General features: G+C 51.1%; 16 protein-coding genes. 13 read left to right on the forward strand and 3 right to left on the reverse strand.

The genetic code is table 11. The features are described from left to right. Positions 1–71 precede the first annotated feature (71 nt). The 5 genes from HHO50_RS15565 to HHO50_RS15585 all read left to right on the forward strand — a co-directional run bounded on the left by HHO50_RS15565 (position 72) and on the right by HHO50_RS15585 (position 5075). Positions 72–776, forward strand: a complete 705-nt coding sequence (locus HHO50_RS15565) for an esterase family protein (protein ID WP_181307120.1) — start codon at positions 72–74, stop codon at positions 774–776. 17 nt (positions 777–793) lie between these two features. Then, complete coding sequence (locus HHO50_RS15570) at positions 794–1837, forward strand: RimK family alpha-L-glutamate ligase (protein WP_181307121.1); 1044 nt, start codon at positions 794–796, stop codon at positions 1835–1837. Positions 1838–1862: 25 nt separating this feature from the next. Further along, positions 1863–2966 (forward strand): carboxylate-amine ligase, encoded by a 1104-nt coding sequence (locus HHO50_RS15575; protein ID WP_181307122.1) that lies wholly within the window; start codon positions 1863–1865, stop codon positions 2964–2966. 97 nt (positions 2967–3063) lie between these two features. After that, entirely contained in the window at positions 3064–3891 is an 828-nt protein-coding gene (locus HHO50_RS15580; RefSeq protein WP_181307123.1) for a type 1 glutamine amidotransferase, read from the forward strand. Continuing rightward, positions 3888–5075 carry a hypothetical protein gene (locus tag HHO50_RS15585; protein ID WP_181307125.1) on the forward strand — a complete coding sequence of 396 codons (1188 nt, stop codon included), beginning with the start codon at positions 3888–3890 and terminating at the stop codon, positions 5073–5075. The genes HHO50_RS15580 and HHO50_RS15585 overlap by 4 nt, the downstream gene beginning before the upstream one ends. 880 nt (positions 5076–5955) lie before the next feature. Here the strand turns inward: HHO50_RS15585 and sucC are convergent. After that, entirely contained in the window at positions 5956–7152 is a 1197-nt protein-coding gene (sucC, locus tag HHO50_RS15590) for an ADP-forming succinate--CoA ligase subunit beta (RefSeq protein WP_181307127.1), read from the reverse strand. Positions 7153–7527: 375 nt separating this feature from the next. On the opposite strand from sucC, the gene HHO50_RS15595 reads away from it, so the two are divergent. Continuing rightward, positions 7528–8217 (forward strand): ABC transporter ATP-binding protein, encoded by a 690-nt coding sequence (locus tag HHO50_RS15595; RefSeq protein ID WP_181307129.1) that lies wholly within the window; start codon positions 7528–7530, stop codon positions 8215–8217. A gap of 355 nt (positions 8218–8572) precedes the next feature. Here HHO50_RS15595 and HHO50_RS15600 read toward each other — a convergent pair whose 3' ends face one another. After that, the gene (locus HHO50_RS15600) at positions 8573–9802 is read right to left on the reverse strand and encodes an MFS transporter (protein WP_181307131.1); all 1230 of its coding nucleotides are present in this window, start codon (positions 9800–9802) and stop codon (positions 8573–8575) included. Positions 9803–10354: 552 nt separating this feature from the next. Here HHO50_RS15600 and HHO50_RS15605 point away from each other — a divergent pair. From HHO50_RS15605 to HHO50_RS15635, 7 genes are all read left to right on the forward strand, one after another. Beyond that, a complete protein-coding gene (locus tag HHO50_RS15605; RefSeq protein ID WP_219921560.1) occupies positions 10355–10663 on the forward strand; it encodes an HNH endonuclease in 309 nt (102 codons plus the stop codon). 118 nt (positions 10664–10781) lie between these two features. After that, positions 10782–11855, forward strand: coding sequence for a DUF6687 family protein (locus HHO50_RS15610; RefSeq protein ID WP_181307133.1), 1074 nt, complete (start codon positions 10782–10784; stop codon positions 11853–11855). A gap of 122 nt (positions 11856–11977) precedes the next feature. Beyond that, on the forward strand, positions 11978–12376 hold the full coding sequence (locus HHO50_RS15615) for a hypothetical protein (RefSeq protein WP_181307135.1): 399 nt from the start codon (positions 11978–11980) through the stop codon (positions 12374–12376). Positions 12377–12475: 99 nt separating this feature from the next. Then, on the forward strand, positions 12476–13330 hold the full coding sequence (locus HHO50_RS15620) for a universal stress protein (RefSeq protein ID WP_181307137.1): 855 nt from the start codon (positions 12476–12478) through the stop codon (positions 13328–13330). Positions 13331–13498: 168 nt separating this feature from the next. Beyond that, complete coding sequence (locus HHO50_RS15625; protein ID WP_181307139.1) at positions 13499–14410, forward strand: EamA family transporter; 912 nt, start codon at positions 13499–13501, stop codon at positions 14408–14410. 140 nt (positions 14411–14550) lie between these two features. Further along, the gene (locus tag HHO50_RS15630; protein WP_181307141.1) at positions 14551–15402 is read left to right on the forward strand and encodes a M28 family peptidase; all 852 of its coding nucleotides are present in this window, start codon (positions 14551–14553) and stop codon (positions 15400–15402) included. A gap of 780 nt (positions 15403–16182) precedes the next feature. Continuing rightward, positions 16183–17055 (forward strand): WD40 repeat domain-containing protein, encoded by an 873-nt coding sequence (locus tag HHO50_RS15635; RefSeq protein ID WP_181307143.1) that lies wholly within the window; start codon positions 16183–16185, stop codon positions 17053–17055. A gap of 750 nt (positions 17056–17805) precedes the next feature. On the opposite strand, the gene HHO50_RS15640 is transcribed toward HHO50_RS15635, so the two are convergent. Further along, entirely contained in the window at positions 17806–18864 is a 1059-nt protein-coding gene (locus HHO50_RS15640) for an NAD(P)-dependent alcohol dehydrogenase (protein ID WP_181307145.1), read from the reverse strand. Position 18865: the final 1 nt, after the last annotated feature.

Here is an 18865-nt window from a genome sequence, read left to right on the forward strand (position 1 = left end):
CAACAGTACCCTTTTTGGAATATCCTATTGGAAACTTACAACGTAACCATACAGAATTAATACTGAGGCCCATGATAGAACAGTATCACAAATGGTATTCGCAGCAATTAAGCCAGGACATGGAAATGCTCGTCTTCGGTGACAGAGGCTATCCGGTTATTCTCTTCCCCACGTCCATGGGCCGGTATCATGAAAACAAAGACTTCAAGCTCATTGAGTCGGCCGCCTGGTTTGTCAATGAAGGGCTGGTGAAAATCTATTGCATTGACTCCGTTGACAAGCAAAGCTGGTACAACAAAGGAATACACCCTGCAGACCGGGTCAGAACCCACATGGCCTATGATCAAATGTTGTACCAAGAACTGGCGCCCTGGGCCATGCATGAGACGGAAAAGTCCAAGGTATGTGTGGCGGGCTGTAGTTTTGGCGGCTACCATGCGGCCAACTTCGCCTTCAAACACCCAGACCGGGTAAGTCATTTATATAGCATGAGCGGCGCCTTTGACATACGGGGGCAACTGGACGGGTTCTTCAATGATGACGCTTACTATAACAACCCCATAGATTTTGTGCGCCATGCCACAGACCCCGCTTTATGGCAATTGAAGATTATTCTGGGCACTTCTGACCAGGATATCTGCAAAGAATCTAATCTAGTACTCTCCGCAATATTGAACGGAAAAGGCATTTCCCATTGGCTTGACGTCCGGCCCAACGCAGTCCATGACTGGTCTGTCTGGCGCGAGATGTTTCCGCATTACTTATCCCAGATCTAACGCAAACTCTAAGCACTATGAAAAAAATAGGAATCTTATTCGGGCAGGAAAAAACTTTTCCGCAAGCCTTTGTTGACCGCATCAACCAAAAGGGAGGAGGAGACATTACGGCAGAATTCGTGCACATTGACAAGGTGATCCAGTCAGAAGGGCCTGGGTATGATGTGATTGTAGACCGTATCTCACAGAGTGTGCCTTTTTACCGGGCCATGCTCAAGAACGCCGCCATGGCGGGTACGGCTGTTATCAACAACCCTTTCTGGTGGAGCGCAGATGAGAAGTTCTTCAACAACTCCCTGGCCGTTAGATTGGGTGTTCCGGTGCCTAAAACCGTTTTGCTGCCTTCCTGCCAAATGCCAGATGACACCACCGGCGACTCTTTCCGGAACCTGAGTTTCCCACTGGACTGGGACGGCATCTTCAATTACGTGGGCTTCCCGGCATACATGAAACCGTTTGACGGTGGTGGCTGGCGTGATGTCTATAAACTACATGACGCCCAGGATTTCTTTGATAAGTATAACCAGACCGGCCAATTGGTCATGATGTTGCAGGAAGAAATCATTTTCGATGATTATTTCCGGTGCTACTGCATTGGCGGCGAACACGTGCGCATCATGCAATATGAGCCCCGCAACCCGCACCATCTGCGTTATGAGCACGGCAAAGCCCCGGCTTCCAAAGAAATTCTAGATCAGGTACGGGACTACGTTATCAAACTGAACCAGTACCTGGGGTATGACTTCAATACGGTGGAGTTTGCCATCAGAGACGGCGTTCCGTATGCCATTGATTTCTGCAACCCGGCGCCAGACGCAGAATTGACCAGCGTAGGCGAAGAGAACTTTGAGTGGGTGGTGGAGACCGCGGCCAACTATGCCATTGAACGCGCCAAAAACCATCGGCCAGAGGCAGACAATCTTACCTGGGGCAAGTTTGTGTCTACGGGCGCAGCCAAGGCCTCTTTATTGGGTGGCCAGGCAGGAGCGGCAACGCCTATGGCCACTGAAGAGGCATCTGCCAAGCCAGCCAGAAAACCAAGAGCGAAAAAGCTAAGCTAGGTTCTATCTATAAATCTCGTGCACTATGAATGAATTCACATTGGGAGTAGAAGAGGAGTTCATGGTGGTAGACCCTGTAACCAGGGAACTTACCTCTCATGATCAGAAGATTGTTGATGCTGCTCAAAAAATACACGAAGATCAGGTGAAAGCAGAGATGCACCAGGCGGTAGTGGAAGTGGGCACAAACATTTGCCGGAACACAGATGAGGCTCGGGCCGAGGTAACCAAACTGCGGAAAACCGTAGCTACCCTGGCCGGAGAATTGGGGTTGCGTATTGGCGCGGCCGGTACGCACCCTTTCTCGCATTGGCAACATCAGTTAATCACCGACCACCCGCGCTACTTTGACATTGTCAATGAACTGCAGGAAGCAGCCCGCTCTAACCTTATTTTCGGGTTGCACGTGCACGTGGGGTTTCAAAGCAGAGAGATGGCCATGCACATTGCCAATGGCGTTCGGTACTTTTTGCCGCACGTGTACGCCTTGTCCACCAATTCGCCGTTCTGGGAAGGAAGAAACACTGGTTATAAATCTTTTAGGACAAAAGTATTTGATAAATTTCCAAGAACCGGCATTCCAGATTACTTCAATAGCATAGAGGAATATGACAGCTATATCAAACTGCTGGTGAAAACCAACTGCATTGACAACGCCAAGAAGATCTGGTGGGACGTGCGTGTACATCCCTTCTTTGATACCATAGAGTTCCGGATCTGCGACTGCCCTATGCTGGTGAATGAGACCATGGCGTTTACGGCCATTTTTCAGGCAATCTGCGCCAAACTGTACAAACTGAGAATGCAGAACCTCAAGTTTATCACCTACAGCCGGGCGCTCATCAATGAAAACAAGTGGCGTGCCGCCCGTTATGGCATTGACGGTAAGATGATTGACTTCGGCCGAGAAGCGGAAGTGAATACCCGTTCCCTGGTGCTGGAATTGCTGGACTTTATTGACGATGTGGTAGATGAATTAGGGAGCCGCGATGAAATCAACTACGTGCACCAGATTCTGGAACACGGCACCGGCGCCGACAGGCAATTGGAAGTATATAACAGAAACCAAAGTTTCTCAGATGTAGTAGATTACATTACGTCGCAAACTTTACAAGGCGTTGACGTATAAGGGCTCAGAAAGCAATATCTGCTGACAAGCTCTGTTATTGTACTTTCAAATGAAAAGTGCAATTCGTATCTTTGGGTTTTACGTTTACTCCACCACAATGTCTATAAAAGTTGCGATCCTTGACATGTATGATGGTCATCCCAACCAGGGAATGAAATGCATCAAGGACATATTAAAGAAATTCAGAAAGAATCATTTCGTTGATTTAACCTATGACGCCTTTGATGTAAGAGGTAAAAGCGAACTGCCAGACACCAGTTACGATATCTACATCTCTACCGGTGGCCCTGGAAGCCCTACTGAAAGCGAAGGCTCTGAATGGGAAAACAACTATTTCGCCTTCATAGATCAACTGGAAGCCATCAACAATGATCCCAGCCGGTCAGATAAAAAACACGGTTTCTTTATTTGCCATTCTTTTCAGTTGATGTGCAGAAAGTACCAGTTAGGGAAAGTAGTCAAAAGAAGATCTACCTCTTACGGCATTTTCCCCATCTACAAAACCGAGTATTGGGATCAGGAAGACATCTTCAGCGGGTCAGATGAGACCTTTTACGCCGTAGATTCCCGTGACTGGCAGGTGATTGAAGCAGATGAGGAACAGTTCAAAAAAATAGGTGCTAAACTGCTGGCCATTGAGAAAGAGCGTAACCATGTGAATCTGGAGCGGTGCATGATGGCCATCCGGTTTAATGAGTATTTCCTTGGTACCCAGTTCCACCCCGAGGCAGACCCCATTGGCTTGAGAACCTTCCTGTTGGAAGAAGAGAACAAGCAACGGATCATCAATGCCCACGGCGAGAAGAAGTACAATGATATGATTGAGTTACTGGAGAACCCGGTAGAGTTGGAGCTAACCCGAAAAGAAGTTATCCCCACGTTTCTCCAGAATGCCATTAAAAGTATGCAGACCCAGGAGGTATGATCAAGGAAATCAGGGAGAAGTTTAATGCCGCCTTTACGCAGGAAGCGTACCAGAATCTGTTGGCGGAACTAGATAGGCAACTGGGTATCCCACTAGGGTTCAGAGTGGCCGAAACTCCTGTTTTCATTGACCAGGCTTTCAAGCAGAAGCTGATGGCAGCCGGTGATGATCTGGTCAATACTATCCTCAGAAAGGACTTCAAGCAGATTACAGAAAAATCTATCCCGCAAGAATGGAAGACCGCCCATGAAAATGAGCGGCCTCACTTTCTTACCTTTGATTTTGCCGTCTGCCGTGATGCCAATGGGGAATTAACTCCCAAGCTAATCGAACTGCAAGGCTTTCCGTCTTTGTATGGTTTTCAGGCCGAATTGGCGAAACAATACCAAAACCATTTCCCGGTCATTGCTAACTTAACGCCTTATTTCCAACAGCAGGGAGAACAGCAGTACCTAGATCTGCTCCGCCAAACCGTGGTGGGGCCGCACCAACCCCAAGAGGTAATCTTGCTTGATATTCAGGCAAAAGAGCAGAAAACAGCCGTTGACTTCTTTGTCACAGCCCGTTTTCTGGGGATTGAGATTGTGGCCCTAGAAGACCTCAAACAAGTAGAGAACCGGTTTTTCTACACCAAAGACGGCGTGGAGTACCCTGTCAAGAAGATCTACAACCGCTTAATTTTTGACGAGGTAGAAAACAGGGAGGAGGCCTTCAAGAACGTTCCAGACCTGTTGACTACTGATCAGATTGAATGGGTAGGGCACCCCAACTGGTTTTACCGCATCAGCAAGTACACCATGCCTTTTCTGGAGAGTGAGTTCGTCCCGCACACCACTTTTCTGTCTGAGGTGAAAACCTTGCCCACCAATCTCTCTGACTACGTTCTGAAACCGCTTTTCTCTTTTGCGGGCCAAGGCGTGATCATAGATGTTTCTGAATCTGACCTCCATTCTGTAAAAGACCCCGAAAACTGGGTGCTACAGGAAAAAGTCGCCTATGAACCCGTGATCCAAGCCCCAGACGGTTTGGTGAAATGCGAGATCAGGTTGATGTACCTGTGGCCTGACGGCGATGAAAAACCCACGCTAGCCATTAACTTAGCCAGGCTAAGCCGCGGCAAGATGATTGGCGTTCGCTACAACAGCAATTTTGACTGGGTGGGTGGAACCGTTTGTCTTTTCTAGTGCCAATATCTCTATTCCTTTCTGCGCTGTAGCTGGCTTCTTAGAGCGGTTGGCAGATGCATGCCTTACGCTGTTGCCTTGGCTTGTCTGCTTTTGTGTGGGACTAGTAGGTGCATGCCGTTTGCTGTTCCCTTGGCTTGTCCGCTTTTCTCGTGGGTGCACGTGCTGTATTGTTTCATCTGCTCCGGTAAGCGCTCACGGCCGCGGGGCCGCGTCTTCCCCTCTCGCGCTGCCCTTTCGGCCTGTGACGCCTTTTTCGCTTAGTTTTGCCAATCTAGGGCCAAAAGCGAGGCGCGCTCGGGGAAGACTGGAACTGGGGAAAGTAATGGAAGAGTAGTAGTTGGTGGTTAGTATACCCAATCCCACTCTTCCGGAGTTCCACTCCGGAAGCAACCTGCCGGGGAGTTCCACTCCCTTTCTTTTGCCGTGGCTCCCGGCGGAGTGGAACTCCGCCGCAGACAGGTTCGGGAGTAGAACTCCCGAACAGCAAGGGATATTTTATGTGATTGGCTATCACTGGTTGTATTGCCCTCTTCTCCTTAAAATGCGTATTCCCCTCCTCGGAGGGGCAGGGGTGGGTTCTGTTTCTCTTCGCAATACCGCGACCTTGTAGCATCTTTAGACCTGCGAGCGTCTCCGCCAGTGCCAATTCTGGCCCGTTTTCCGCAAAACAGCCTCATAACGCATCATTGAGGCTGCGGACGAGACTTCTGTGTAAGGTCAGTTATAAGTCAAGGGAGTAGATTTGCGCCATAGGTGCTAGGGTGTAAAGTTTGTAGAGCAGGAGTTGTTTTTGATGCGTTTTCAAGAAATCAGCTTCAAAACGAAGCAGCCTCACCGGGTGGGTGAGGCTGCTTCGTTTACGTTTAATGAAGTAAGATTACGCAGTCGCTAAAACTTCTTTTACTTTCTGGGCAGCATCTTTCAGAAGAACGGCAGAGAATACTTTCAGGCCAGACTCGTCAATGATACGGGCACCTTCCTCGGCGTTGGTGCCTTGTAGGCGCACAATAATCGGAACTTTAATGTCTCCAATGTTTTTGTAGGCTTCCACTACCCCGTTGGCCACACGGTCGCAACGCACGATACCCCCGAAGATGTTGATCAGGATGGCTTTCACGTTAGGGTCTTGCAGGATCAGACGGAAACCGGCTTCCACGGTTTGGGCGTTGGCCCCGCCTCCTACGTCCAGGAAGTTAGCGGGCTCGCCGCCCGAAAGCTTGATGATGTCCATGGTGGCCATGGCCAGACCGGCACCGTTCACCATACAGCCCACGTTGCCGTCCAGCTTCACATAGTTCAGGTTGCTTTTGCTGGCTTCCACTTCCAACGGGTCTTCCTCGGCGGTGTCGCGCAGGTCAGCCAGGTCTTTGTGACGGAACAGGGCGTTGTCGTCCAGATCTACTTTGCCGTCAACGGCCAGAATTTTATTGTCTGAGGTCTTCAACACGGGGTTGATCTCAAACATGGAAGCGTCAGTATCCAGGTACGCCTTGTACAGGTTGGTCAGGAACTTGGTGAACTCTTTGAACGCCTCGCCCTGTAACCCGAAGGCAAAGGCAATCTTGTTGGCTTGGAACGGACGAAGGCCAACCGCGGGGTCAATCCACTCCTTGAAGATTTTCTCCGGCGTGTGCTCGGCTACTTCTTCAATGTCCATGCCGCCCTCGGTAGAGGCCATGATCACGTTCTGACCTTTGGCACGATCCAATAAGATAGAGACGTAATATTCTTTGGGCTCAGAGTCGCCGGGATAATAGACATCCTGCGCCACCAATACCTTGTTTACTTTCTTTCCTTCCGGGCCGGTTTGGTGCGTGATGAGTTGCATGCCAATGATCTGGCCGGCAATCTCTTTCACCTGCTCCAGGTTTTTGGCCAATTTCACCCCGCCGCCTTTCCCACGGCCGCCCGCATGAATCTGGGCTTTGATAACGTGCCAGCCAGTGCCGGTTTCCTCGGTTAAACGCTTCGCCGCCGCTACCGCCTCTTCAGGGGTTTCAGCCACAATGCCTTCCTGAATTCTAACGCCGTAGCGTTTCAGAATGTCTTTCGCCTGGTACTCGTGTATATTCATGAGGTTAGGTTGATGTTTTTAGGTGCACGAAAGTAAGACTTTCAAGGTTCTTTTCAAAACAAAGCCGTTGGGGGCTTCGTTTTGAAAAGAACCTTGAAAGAGTCCTGAGTTCTGAGTCGCGAGTCCTGAGTCAAAGAGAAATGGTGAAAGTAGGATTTAGCTATAAAAGAGTCTTCCGTTTTTGGCCTAATTTCCAAAAAGGGAGCCTAAAACACTTGTCGGCACTTCCTAACTCAGGACTCAGAACTCAAGACTCAGAACTCAGGACTCAGAACTAAAGCCCCAAGACTCAGAACTCAGAACTCTTTTCCCCGTTACTGCACAACAGCGGCTTATTTGCAAATGCCGCCTGCGTCCGCTTCTTTTGTAGTACCCATGAGTATAGAGAAACCAATTTTGTTAGAGGCCCGCGGGCTGTTTAAGTCCTACGGAAAGCTTCCGGTCTTGAAAGGCATTGACCTCACCATCGGCGAAGCCGAAGTGGTGTCTATTGTGGGCGCCTCTGGGGCGGGGAAAAGCACGCTGCTGCATTTGTTGGGGACGCTGGATGCGCCCGATGCCGGTGATGTGTACCTGCACGGGCAGAAAATCTCGGGCATGAGCAACAAAGAAGTAGCCCGTTTCCGGAACCGCAACATTGGTTTCATCTTCCAGTTCCATAACCTGCTGCCCGAGTTTTCGGCCCTGGAGAATGTGTGCCTGCCCGGCTTTCTGGCCGATAGGCCCGAGAAAGAAGTAGAGACCCGTGCCCGGGAATTGCTGCAGATGCTGGGCTTGGCCGAAAGGGTAGACCATAAACCTTCTGAAATGAGCGGGGGCGAACAGCAGCGCACCGCCGTGGCCCGCGCCCTCATCAACTCGCCCAAACTCATCTTCGCCGATGAACCCAGCGGGAACCTGGACTCCAAGAACGCCGAGGAACTGCACCAGATTTTCTTTAAACTTCGCGAAGACCTGGGCCAGACCTTCGTGCTCGTCACCCACAACCCCGTTCTGGCAGACATGGCCGACCGCAAACTCACCATGAAAGACGGTTTCCTGCTGCAACCCGAAGAGGTGGAATAATTCTGGTAAAGACACTCGTAGGTCTAAAGACACTGCGAGTTCAGTCTACTTTCCCATAAACTAGCGTAAATCAATAAAGCCTGGCGCGAGACTCCAGTCTAGTGACGCGGGATGATGCGAGTCTCCAGCCTCACCGAAAGCAAAAGGCAGGAAGGTTAATTCCTGCCTTTTGCTTTCGGCCTGTTTTAAGCCAATTTTCTCAATTCCTGCCTTTTGCTTTCGGCCTGTTTTAAGCCAATTTTCTCAATTCCTGCCTTTTGCTTTCGGCCTGTTTTAAGCCAATTTTCTCAAAACAACCCTAAAACGAGCTAACTTCCTGCCATTTAACTCAGAACTCAAGACTCAGAACTCCACTCTAGCTTACCTGCCGCAGCTTCACCACCACCCACATAGACACCAGCGTGAAAACGGTGGCAATGATGCCCACCGTTCCAAAATGAAGAAGTTCTGGTGAACCCGGCACGTTGGTGATCACCAACCCAGACAGGAAAGCGGCTAAGCCCGAGGCCAGTTGTTGCACCGATGAATTGACGCTCATAAACGAGCCGCGCAGCCGTGGTTCTATGCTGGACGTAATCAAAGACATAGCAGGCACAAAGCGCGCCCCGAAAAAGATAAAGAAGAACGTGGTCGCGACAAACGCCTGCCAGTGCGGCACGCGGCCCAGGTGCGTCACCACCAGAATGGGAATCACCGAAACCAGGGCGGCAAGCATGAACACCTTCTTTTTCCCGAATTTGTCAGACAATCTACCCGCCAGCTGGGAGGTCACAACGGTGGCCAGTCCGCCGAAGAGGTAAATGTAGCTCAGCTCAGCTTCCTCAAACCCCACGTTGGCCACCATGTAGGGGCTCAGGAACGGCACTACCGTAAAACCAGCTAAAGACAGCGTCACCATCAAGGCGAAGGCCCACAGGCAATTGGAACGGCTGAAAATAGTCATCAGCACTTTTGCGGGGTGTTGCGGAAGGTGCTGCAGCAGGTGTTGGCGCATGGGCGGAAGCATCTTCCAGGTCAGAAGCAACACCAGCACGCTCAGGCCGGTGAGCAGATAGAAAGGCGCGTGCCAACTGGCGTGGCTGGCCAGGTACAAACCAATGGGGATACCGCCAATGGAAGCCACTGAGAAGGCCGCCATCACTTTGCCGGTGGCGGCTCCCCGGCGTTCCTCCGGAATAGAATCCCCAATGATAGCCAGCACCAACGCGCCCAGAACACCGCCAAAGGCCCCGGCCAGAATTCGGGCAATCAGCAGGAAGGAAAACGTGGGAGCCAGGGCGCAGGCAAACGTGCCCAGCGTAAAACCTAAGTAAAGCGCGAGCAGCGCGTCTTTCCTGTCGAACCGGTCAATAAAGAACGCGCTCAGCAAACCCGAGACCGCCGCACTAAACGTATACGCCGATACCAGAAACCCAAACTCCCTCGGGCTGATTTCAAAAACGCGCATCAGTTGCGGGCCCAGCGGCATCATGATCACAAAGTCCATGATGTGCGTAAACTGGATGGCTGCCAGAATAAACAGCAACCATTTTTCGCTCAAGGCGGGGCCAGCGGCCGAAGGGGTGACAGTAGAAGATGGTGGCATGTGCTTTCTTAAAGGTGTCCGTCTGCGGGGAACAAAGGCTTTACGAGGCGAAACCCGTGAAGTTTGTTTAACTTCTATAAAAGCCGGAAAGTAAGCTTAGGTATCTGCCCTTCCGCTTTCACGGAGAGGAGAGCCCCGCTGGAGCGTTTTAGGTCTGTTTTGAGGAAAACAGGCCCCAAACGCTGAAACCCAAACAGTAGAGGCCAGGCACTGCCTTGTCTCGGGCACGCATTGCTTTCTGCGGTTGGTTTTTTCTGCGGGGGCAGACATCCTCACATCGCTACAGTGTTTCGGGGCTGTTTTAGGGAAAACAGCCCCGAAACGGCATGGGCGCAGACACTCGTAGGAGCTACGCACACTACGAGGTCTTTGGAGCGGGCGACAGCGCGGAAGCAGGTCGGAAATACGGAATCCTGTGAGGTCTCCAAGACCTCACAGGTTTAGGTAAACTGGCGCGTGACCGCAGTCTCGTGACCGAGGATGAAGCGAGTCTCCAGACTCGCCGGAGGCCACCAGCAGGAGTGTGTAACATCCGTTAGGTAAGTACGTAGCATGGCAAAACGAATCAGGGAAAAGGAAGAGCGCGCCGCTCCCGTGTGTGCGCTCTGCGAGCGGGAAGTAGGGTTTACCACCTTGCATCATCTGATTCCCAGGGAGGAGGGAGGCCGGCACGGGCCCACGGCTCCCTTGTGCCAGCCGTGCCATAGTACGGTTCATCTCACGTATAACAACAAAGAGTTGGCCGTGTGCTACAACTCCATTCCGGCCCTGCGCGCCTCTGAAGGTCTACAGAGATACCTGCAATGGGTGCGCACCAAACGCTTGGATAAAATCACCAACCGGCGGGGGAAGAGGAAATAGGAGATAGGTTTGCGTTTGAGGGCTGTTTTTGCCAAAACTGCTCTAAAACGCATAAATCACACCATCAATCGTGAACTATTGGCCGCCCTTTTTTACAGCCATTCAGCATTGCCCAGACATGAACCAATATACCTATCTTCCTTTTCCGCAGATAAAAGAGCAGCCCGCCGTGGTGGTAGACAGTTTTCACCCCAATGGATTGGTTCTTTCCCACTGGCGGGAAGCGCCCACCCCAGTAGAACTCAGGGAAGATACCAGTGCCGGCATGGTGCTCCAGGCTTTAAAGCAAAACTGGCCCCAACTGCAGGCGTATTCTTATGTGACCGCCAACCACTTTGACATAGATGCCTTGGTGGGCGTCTGGGCGCTCCTGAACCCGGAGCTGGCCTTGCAACACGAAGAAACCTTGCGGCAGATGGCCGTGATTGGCGATTTCAGGGAACTGGATTTAGAGGCTCCTTTCGCCAGAGAAGCCCTAAAACTGGTTTGTTGGATAAACGTAGAAGAAAAGGCCAGATTTTACCCTCCGTTTGGGGCCGAAGAACTGGAAGAAAACGAGGTAACTGCCTCTATCCCAAAATTCTTATACTTTTTGGGTGTTTTTGAAAGGGTATTAACAGAATCTGCATTATTCCAACAGGTGTGGGAGCCTGAGTTTAATTTGGTGTTGCAAGGTTATGCCCAAGTTTACGGTAGTGATTCAAGAATAATGCAAAATAGTTCCTTGGGGGTGGTCGTGATTGACACCCCGGCCCCCGTTCATTACTACGCGTTGTTCAGCCCAACGGCGGGGCATGATGTGGTGGTTTCCTGTTACGCAGATAACCGGTATGAAGTGGAATGCAAGTACACCACCTGGGTAGATCTGGATAGTAGGCCCACTTTGCCACGTCCAGATTTACGCCCCTTGGCCAAGGTTCTTGCGTCTATGGAGACTTCCGGCTTTACCTGGGTAGCAGATGGCGTGACAGATACCGGGCCTTTGCTTCGGCTGGAGGCAGAGAAATTAACGAAAGCCCAGCGGTACGGGAACCCCACGGAAAGGCCAATTTATCCGTCAAGTATCAGCAAAAACCTGTTCCTGAAAACCGTGACGGAGTATCTGCAAAATACATTTTTAGGAGTGTCGCCTAAGAAGCGCTGGACGTGGGCCGAAGTCAAAACGTTTAATCAGGTAAATAATAAAATTTGATGTTCTGTTTTGTGGAATGCACGTCAATCTGTACCTTTGTTGAACTAAAATAATGAAAATTGCCTCTCTCCGGTAACCCCCGTCCAGAAAGTGGCGCCTCTGCAGAAATGTTTGACGCTGCCATGGTTGTAATCGCCCAAACTCCCTTTTACCTGTTAAGAGTTGATAGGGAGCGGAATAGAATTTTATTGAATCTTAGCGGCTCCTGGAATTCTCCTGAGGAGGTGCCTTTCTATCTCTTGCATTTAAAAGAAGCCTTAGCTTTCGTAAAGCCTGGTTTTTCTGTTCTGACGGATAGCCGGGTTCTGGAAGACTATGCGCCCGCCGTACGGCAGCTGCACATTGACGCCCAGAAAATGACGGTAGAGGCCGGAATCTCCCAAGTGGCAGAGGTGCATGAACTAAAGAATTCTGTCAACCAAGTCATCATTGCCATTGCCGAGGAGAGCAGAATCCCCCTCAACATCTTTGACAGCCTGGAAGATGCAGATGCCTGGCTCACTGAAATCCAGCCCAAATAGCAAACGCTCCCGCCCATGCTAGTATAACCAAAACGCTATATTCACGTTTTGTAGAGTGACACGCGTGCTCAAAATGAACCATGCTTTAGCTTTGCAACTATGAAAAAGATTCTCTGCCCCGTTGATTTCTCCAAGACCTCCAATAAAGCGGCTGAGTACGCCGCGCAGATAGCCCAGCGTACCCGCGCCTCCCTCACATTGCTCCACGTGCTGCATTTGCCCATGATGGACACCACCGAATCTGCCTTGATGGCCAGTCAGGTGCTGGATGAGCAACGCCGCATTTCCTCAGATAAACTGCATTCCCTGGTTTTGTACCTGCAAAGCATGTTTGATGGGGTAGGGGGGGCTGCTTTCGCCGCTGATACCAAAGTGCAGGAGGCCTTTTTAGCAGATGCGGTGGAACGGTTGGTGCAGGAAGAAGGCTATGACTTTGTGGTGCTGGGCACTACCGGCGGCGGCAACACCCTGGAAGAAATCCTGATTGGCAGCAACACTGAGAGTGTTATTTCCCAGGTAAAATGCCCCGTGCTGGCTATTCCGGCCAATGCTGCCTTGCCAGAGATTCACCGCATTGTGTATGCGTCAGATTACCAGCCCGAAGACACCCGGGCCTTGACCCAGGTGGTGAATCTAGCCCAGGTTTTCCAGGCCGAGGTGGAAGTGGTGCACATCACCAACAAGGCCGGGTCAGACGGCGGCAAAGACGCCCAGGAATTCATCCAGATGCTAAGAAGCCAGTTCAGCAGTTTCCCTATCCATTTTCAGGAAGTGGAGCACCCAGAGAAAGAAACCGGCCTCAAAGATTTCCTGAGCCGCACCCAAAGCAATATGCTGGCCATCCTGAAAAAGCGGCGCAATTTCTTCAAAGATCTGTTTGGCATGAGTCTCGCAGAGAAAATGACCTACCAAACCAAATTACCGCTGCTGGTGCTGCACGCAGACGCTGACTAATGAAGAGCATGCTTCAACTTTGTCTTTCGTGCTGCAGACGGCCGTAGAGAGAACCTGCGTTTGCGCTTTTATCGCCTTCGTAGCGCTGCTACGAGGCTCCAAACCCAATCCGCAGAACCTCAGCTTGCCGTTTTCGCTTACGAATCCAAAATCTAAAGAAGCTCTAGTATGAACACCTTTACCTCTTCCGGCGCTCCGGCCACCGGATGGCTTAAAATCGCGGCCTTTGCCGCGATTTACATTATATGGGGCTCCACGTACCTGGCCATCGCCTTCGCCATAGAAACCCTGCCTCCTTTCTTGATGGCGGGCCTCCGGTTTCTGCTGGCCGGAGCTCTTTTGTTCACATGGGCGCGCTTGCGCGGCGAAAAAGCCCCCTCTGTCCTGCACTGGCGCAATACGGCGGTGATAGGTGGCTTGCTGCTGTTACTGGGAAACGGAGCGGTGGTGTGGGCAGAGCAGCGGGTGGCCTCTGGCGTAGCGGCCTTGCTGGTGACAACTGAACCGTTATGGGTGGTGGTTTTGCAGTGGCTGGGCAGATCTAAACAGGCTCCTTCCAGCGGGGTGCTTCTGGGGCTTGTGTTGGGTGCCGTGGGCATGATGGTGTTGGTAAGCCCCTGGGAGCTGGAAGGCGGCGTTGACGTAATGGCGAGCACAGCCGTCTTTCTGTCGGCGGGGGCGTGGGCCTGGGGTTCTCTGTTTTCATCCAGAGCGTCTCTGCCTGCCTCACCGGTGCTCACCACGGGCATGCAAATGCTGTGTGGCGGGGGCATGTTGCTTCTGGCCGGTACCATTGCCGGCGAATGGCAAACTGCCCAGTGGGCCGAGGTGAGCCAGCTTTCCTGGCTGGCCTTGGGTTACCTGGTGGTATTTGGGTCTTTGATCGCGTTTTCGGCCTATAGTTGGTTGACCAGGGTTGCGCCTCCTGCGCAGGTGTCTACGTACGCCTACGTCAATCCGGTTATAGCGGTATTCCTGGGGTGGGCCATCGCGCAGGAAGTAGTGACCGGCCAAACCATCATTGCTACCGTTCTGCTGGTTGCGGCCGTGGTGCTTATTACCCTTAAATCCAAGCATTGATGTTTGGCGTTTATGCTGGAAGTAGCTGCTGTTTCTGTGCTTTTTTCTGTAAAGTAGCCCAGAAACCGTATTAATTCAACTCTGTTACAAGCAACCACAAAGCCTGACAACAGTACATAGCAGAAACTATCCTATCTGCCATGCCTATTCAACGCGACCGCCTCTACGCAGATGTTCAGTTCCTGACTACCTTGAATCCGCCCCGGAGCATAAGCTATCCGGAGTCTTTGAAGAAAGCGGCCGCCTACGTTGAAGCCGAGTTCTGCCAATTGAGCGGGCGGGTGCGCAAGCAGGAGCTGCACCTGGGCTTTCAGAACCTGATTTTGTCTTATGGGCCCGAAGACGGCGAGCGGGTGATTGTGGGGGCCCATTATGATGCCTGCGGTGATACGCCCGGGGCCGATGACAATGCCAGTGCCGTAGCCGGATTGTTGGAATTGGCCCGGGCCATCCATGAGGAGAAGCCCGAGGTAAAGCATAGAATTGACTTTGTCGCTTTCAACTTTGAGGAGCCGCCGTACTTTGCCACCGAAAAAATGGGAAGCGCCGTGCATGCCAGATCCATGAAAAATGACAAGGTAGAGGTAAAGCTGATGATCTGCCTGGAGATGATCGGGTATTTTACAGATAAGCCCCACTCGCAGGAGGTTCCGCACCCGTCTCTGAAGAACCTGTACCCCAGCACCGGCAACTTTATTGTGGTGGTAGGGAAAATGGGACAGGAGCGCACCATTGAGCGGGTGCAGCAATTCATGAAAGAACATGCAAGGGTAAACGTCCAATCTATTGCCGCCCCGCCGGGTTTGCCGGGCGTCTCTCTCTCAGACCACCGCAATTACTGGGAGCAAGGCTACCAGGCCGTCATGATCAATGATACGTCCTATCTCCGGAACCCCCATTATCATCAAAGGTCAGACACCATTGACAAACTTGATTTCACCAGAATGACCGAGGTGGTAAGAGGCGTGTATGCCGCCATGCTGAATTTTTAACACAATGCGCTGAAAACAAGCAAAGCACAACCCGCTTCTAATACCCTCCAGTAGAGCATGTTCAAAATTTGGCTTTGGGCTGCAAACGGCCATGGAGCGAATCAGCGTTAACTTAGAAGCTGTCAATAATTTTAGGCCTGTTTTCATAAAAACAGCCCAAAAACAAAGGCCTCAGCCCATGCTTGCGCCAGGGCACAATATAAACCTCCCGTTAATAGGCTGCTTTTATGAAAACAGCCTATTAACGATGTCATAAGTGGACGCTCGCTAACGCATTACTTTAGATGGCAGTTGATGAATAACTCTAACAGGTTCACTTTTACCTCCTTCGCAGCGCTGCTACGAGGCTCCCAACTTCTTTGGCAGAACCTTGGTCTTACTAGTTGAGTCAGTAACCCCAAGAGTTTACCATGTTCTTACTGCTAAGTATGCGGACAAGAGAGGATAACGTAATCCTGTTTCCGTACTTAAAGTGTAAAACAAGCTAGCCAATCATACTGCTGCCCAAGTGGTTTAAACCATTCTTTTGCTAGGTAGAAATCGTATCTTATTTTATAGTAATGGTTTTCTATAGCAACGGTTTTGGGGGGTTCTTTTCAGAAACAGAGAAATTTGTCAGTGATACTGGCAAGTATCTTGCAATATTATTTTATATTTTTGTACTCTATTGAATTAATGTTGATTTATTTTCCTTTCATGAGAATGAATAGAGGCGTTTTCTTACTTTTTTGTTTTTTTGCCCACCTTTCTTTTGGCCAAACCAAGCTCAAACCGCTTGCCGTGCTGAAGCATGAAAACGACTTGCAGTTCCAGGATGCGGTTTTCTCTCCTGAGGGAAATAGGTTGGTATCTGTGGGAAACAAAGGCGTGGTGTATCTCTGGGATGTTTCCCAAACCTATCCGGTGAGCTATAAACAAGTGCATGAGGGAACCGCTTTCGCCTGCGCCTACTCCAAAGACGGCAAATACATTGTCACCGGCGGCGAAGAGAAATCTATCAAAATACTAAAGGCAAATGATCTGAGTTTGGTGAAGACCATTGACGGTTTGCCTGCCCAGGTGCGGGAAATAGCCATGACCGGTAACCGCTTGGTCGTGCTGCTGCAAAACAGTGAGATCCAGATTTATACCACTGATAGCTGGACTAAGGTCGGCAAGCCCAAGTATGCCGCCAAAGACGCCAAAATACTGTTCAATCACAAAGGCGACCGTTTCTATACCTGGTTTTCCAGCCGCATTTCGGTGTACTCGGCTAAGGACGGACAACTCCTCAAGGTTTTCAAAACAAACTACGCCACGCCCACAGACCTGGCCCTGAGCAAAGATGATAAGTATTTGGTGGTAGGGTTTGGGCAGGCCAATGAAATCATGCGCATCTATAATGCCTCAGATTTCAAACACATAAAGTCCGTGAAAAAGAGCGGAGCCGGAGATTACGCCAGTGGCATTTCTTTCCTCCATAACAGCAACAAAGTACTATACCAATCAAACGCGGGCATCCCTAACCTCAAAATCTACGACCTGGAAAAAGATAGGCACACCACATTATCCAGAGGAAATGCCGCCGAGCGGACGTCTATCTCCAAAGATGATTCTACAGTGCTGCTTACTCCCAAGGCAAGCAATTCCATTCAGTTAATGTCTCTGATGTAATACCGGTGCGCCTTTAAAGGAGTTGGAGGAGCACCAGAACCCACCCCTACCCCCTCCGGAGAGGGAATCTTATAGGGAAAAATTATTTCCTTGCTGTTCGGGAGTTCTACTCCCGAACCTGCCTGCTGCGGAGTTCTACTCCGCCGGAAACCACGGGCAAAAGAAGGGGAGTAGAACTCCCCGGCAGCTTGCTTCCGGAGTGGAACTCCGAAAGAGCGGGTAAGAACGGTTTGGTTTTCTGGAAGTTTCAGGAACTAAATAGCCGCTCCTTTTCCCTACAAGATTAGCCGAGGAAGTAAATCCGGGCCATAGAAAAAGGGTTTTGCTCCTTTCCCCGTTTCCAGTCTTCCCTGAGCCGCCTCGCTTTTGGCCTTAGATAAGCAAAACTAAGAGCAAATATCTTCTCAGGCCGAAAGGGCAGTGCGAGAGGGGAAGACGGGGCCCCGCGGCCGTGAGCGCTTAGCGGAAACTATGCAAAGAGACGCACCTGCACCCATGCAAAAAGCGGAAAAGCCAAGGGAACAGCAAACTGCGTGCACCTGCTAATACCACAGAATAAACAGAAAAGCCAAGGGAACAGCATATTCCGTGCCCTACCCATCTCCCTAAAGAAGCCAGTTCCAGGCAGAGGTTAAAAAGGAACCTATAAGAATACAAATCCTCGTTTTAGGGCTATTTTGCGAAATACTGCCTTAAAACAGGAGAGCCAGCCCGGTCAAGGCTGGCTCTCCTGTTTTAAGGCAGTTTGAGTTAGGCACTGGTATTTTCCAGGCTTGCCATGTCAATCACAAAACGGTATTTCACGTCACCGGCCAGCATACGGTCATAAGCCGTGTTGATCTGGTTGATGTTGATGACCTCAATGTCAGAGAGAATGTTGTGCTGGGCACAGTAATCCAGCATTTCCTGGGTTTCGGCAATGCCGCCAATGAGGGAGCCGGCAATGCGGCGGCGGCCGGAGATAAGGATGCCGGCGTGCAGCTCAGGAGCTTCGGGCGGAACGCCCAGCAGAATCATGGTACCATCGCGGCGCAGCAAGCTGGCGTACATGCCCAGACTTACCTTCGCCGATACGGTGTTGATGATAAAGTCAAAATAATTGCTTACCTGCTTGAGCGCCTCGGGGTCTTTGGTGACCACAAACTTGTGCGCTCCCAACGCCTGGGCATCAGCTTCCTTGTTGGGCGAAGTGGAGAGAACGGTTACTTCGGCGCCCATGGACGCAGCCAATTTCACCGCCATGTGGCCTAGTCCGCCCAAGCCTACCACGCCCACTTTGTGGCCTTCGCCCACGCCCCAGTGGCGCAGGGGAGAGAACGTGGTAATTCCGGCGCACAGCAAAGGAGCCACCCGTGCCAAATCCTGGCCTTCCTGTATTCTCAGCACGAAGTCTTCAGACACTACTATTTGATTGGAGTAGCCCCCGTAGGTTGGGGTTTCTAACCCCGGTTCAGGGCTGTTGTACGTGCCAATGAAACCTTGCTCGCAGTATTGTTCCAGGCCGTCGTTGCAGCTGGGGCAAGATTGGCAGGAGCCTACCATACAGCCAACGCCCGCCATTTCGCCCTCCCTGAATTTCTTTACGTGCTCGCCCACCCGCACAATACGGCCCACAATCTCGTGCCCCGGAACTACCGGATACAGGGCCCCGCCCCATTCGCCTTTGGCGGTATGCAAGTCTGAGTGGCAGACTCCGCAAAACAGGATTTCAATTAATACATCATGCGGGCCTACATCACGGCGTTCAAAGTTGAAGGGCGCTAACGGTGAGTCTGTGTCAAAAGCAGCGTATCCCTTGGTTTCTATCATA

The organism is Rufibacter sp. XAAS-G3-1 (genome assembly GCF_013623775.1).
GTDB lineage: Bacteria > Bacteroidota > Bacteroidia > Cytophagales > Hymenobacteraceae > Nibribacter.

Excerpts from the sequence above, each read along its gene's own strand:
- HHO50_RS15565 (WP_181307120.1), top strand. The coding sequence starts at position 72 with ATGATAGAACAGTATCACAAATGGTATTCGCAGCAATTAAGCCAGGAC.
- HHO50_RS15570 (WP_181307121.1), top strand. The coding sequence starts at position 794 with ATGAAAAAAATAGGAATCTTATTCGGGCAGGAAAAAACTTTTCCGCAA.
- HHO50_RS15575 (WP_181307122.1), top strand. The coding sequence starts at position 1,863 with ATGAATGAATTCACATTGGGAGTAGAAGAGGAGTTCATGGTGGTAGAC.
- HHO50_RS15580 (WP_181307123.1), top strand. The coding sequence starts at position 3,064 with ATGTCTATAAAAGTTGCGATCCTTGACATGTATGATGGTCATCCCAAC.
- HHO50_RS15585 (WP_181307125.1), top strand. The coding sequence starts at position 3,888 with ATGATCAAGGAAATCAGGGAGAAGTTTAATGCCGCCTTTACGCAGGAA.
- sucC (WP_181307127.1), bottom strand. The coding sequence starts at position 7,152 with ATGAATATACACGAGTACCAGGCGAAAGACATTCTGAAACGCTACGGC.
- HHO50_RS15595 (WP_181307129.1), top strand. The coding sequence starts at position 7,528 with ATGAGTATAGAGAAACCAATTTTGTTAGAGGCCCGCGGGCTGTTTAAG.
- HHO50_RS15600 (WP_181307131.1), bottom strand. The coding sequence starts at position 9,802 with ATGCCACCATCTTCTACTGTCACCCCTTCGGCCGCTGGCCCCGCCTTG.
- HHO50_RS15605 (WP_219921560.1), top strand. The coding sequence starts at position 10,355 with ATGGCAAAACGAATCAGGGAAAAGGAAGAGCGCGCCGCTCCCGTGTGT.
- HHO50_RS15610 (WP_181307133.1), top strand. The coding sequence starts at position 10,782 with ATGAACCAATATACCTATCTTCCTTTTCCGCAGATAAAAGAGCAGCCC.
- HHO50_RS15615 (WP_181307135.1), top strand. The coding sequence starts at position 11,978 with ATGGTTGTAATCGCCCAAACTCCCTTTTACCTGTTAAGAGTTGATAGG.
- HHO50_RS15620 (WP_181307137.1), top strand. The coding sequence starts at position 12,476 with ATGAAAAAGATTCTCTGCCCCGTTGATTTCTCCAAGACCTCCAATAAA.
- HHO50_RS15625 (WP_181307139.1), top strand. The coding sequence starts at position 13,499 with ATGAACACCTTTACCTCTTCCGGCGCTCCGGCCACCGGATGGCTTAAA.
- HHO50_RS15630 (WP_181307141.1), top strand. The coding sequence starts at position 14,551 with ATGCCTATTCAACGCGACCGCCTCTACGCAGATGTTCAGTTCCTGACT.
- HHO50_RS15640 (WP_181307145.1), bottom strand. The coding sequence starts at position 18,864 with ATGATAGAAACCAAGGGATACGCTGCTTTTGACACAGACTCACCGTTA.